Below are 941 nucleotides of genomic sequence, written 5' to 3'. Positions count from 1 at the left end.
GTCACAGGTTCGAGTCCTGTTATTCCCGCCAATATGCTGGTGTGGCTCAATTGGTAGAGCAGCTGACTTGTAATCAGCAGGTTGTAGGTTCGAGTCCTATCACCAGCTCCAGATTCTAATATGGGTGCATAGCTCAGCTGGATAGAGCAACGCCCTTCTAAGGCGTGTGTCGAAGGTTCGAATCCTTCTGCGCTCATTTTTTATTGTGGTCTATTAGCTCAGTCGGTAGAGCACTTGACTTTTAATCAAGGTGTCCCGCGTTCGAATCGCGGATAGATCATTTTTTATATATGGAGAGGTGTCCGAGTGGTTTAAGGAGCTGGTCTTGAAAACCAGTGATGCTTAACGGCACCGTGGGTTCGAATCCCACCCTCTCCGCCATATTTAGGAGAAGTACTCAAGAGGCTATAAGAGGAGCCCCTGCTAAGGGTTTAGGCTGGGTAACACCGGTGCGAGGGTTCGAATCCCTCCTTCTCCGCCAGAATAGATCGAGGTGTAGCGCAGTTTGGTAGCGCACGTGGTTTGGGACCATGGGGCCGGGGGTTCGAGTCCCTTCACCTCGACCATTTATGGGCCTATAGCTCAGGTGGTTAGAGCGCACGCCTGATAAGCGTGAGGTCGCTGGTTCGAGTCCAGCTAGGCCCATTTATTCATGCCTAGATAGCTCAGTCGGTAGAGCAGGGGACTGAAAATCCCCGTGTCGGTGGTTCGATTCCGCCTCTGGGCACCATAGAACATGGCGGTATAGCTTAGTTGGCTAGAGCGTTCGGTTCATACCCGAAAGGTCACAGGTTCGACTCCTGTTACCGCTACTGAGCTATATTAATAATAATGAACTTTGAAAACTGAACAGCAGATATATTTAGTTCGAACAAATAGTTCGAACGCCATACAAACCATGCCAGATATTTTGAGATAACATCTGAGCGGATTTTAAACAA

General features: G+C 49.1%; 9 tRNA genes. All 9 read left to right on the top strand.

From position 1 onward, the window contains the following. The first annotated feature begins 35 nt into the window (after positions 1 to 35). Positions 36 to 111 (top strand) — tRNA-Thr (locus ACK2WN_RS12200). 11 nt (positions 112 to 122) lie between these two features. Further along, a tRNA-Arg gene (locus ACK2WN_RS12195) sits at positions 123 to 196 on the top strand. Between the two features lie 11 nt (positions 197 to 207). Further along, positions 208 to 280 (top strand) — tRNA-Lys (locus ACK2WN_RS12190). A gap of 12 nt (positions 281 to 292) precedes the next feature. Continuing rightward, positions 293 to 381: transfer RNA gene (locus ACK2WN_RS12185), tRNA-Ser, on the top strand. A 6-nt stretch (positions 382 to 387) separates the two neighbouring features. Further along, positions 388 to 481 (top strand) — tRNA-Ser (locus ACK2WN_RS12180). A gap of 8 nt (positions 482 to 489) precedes the next feature. Next, positions 490 to 566: transfer RNA gene (locus tag ACK2WN_RS12175), tRNA-Pro, on the top strand. A gap of 5 nt (positions 567 to 571) precedes the next feature. Further along, positions 572 to 645: transfer RNA gene (locus ACK2WN_RS12170), tRNA-Ile, on the top strand. 9 nt (positions 646 to 654) lie between these two features. Continuing rightward, positions 655 to 730: transfer RNA gene (locus tag ACK2WN_RS12165), tRNA-Phe, on the top strand. A gap of 8 nt (positions 731 to 738) precedes the next feature. Continuing rightward, positions 739 to 812 (top strand) — tRNA-Met (locus ACK2WN_RS12160). Positions 813 to 941: the final 129 nt, after the last annotated feature.

Origin of the sequence: Peptacetobacter sp. AB800 (genome assembly GCF_047807365.1) — a bacterium.
In the GTDB taxonomy this organism is placed as follows: Bacteria; Bacillota; Clostridia; order Peptostreptococcales; family Peptostreptococcaceae; genus Peptacetobacter.
This window is presented reverse-complemented; position numbering and strand designations above follow the sequence as displayed.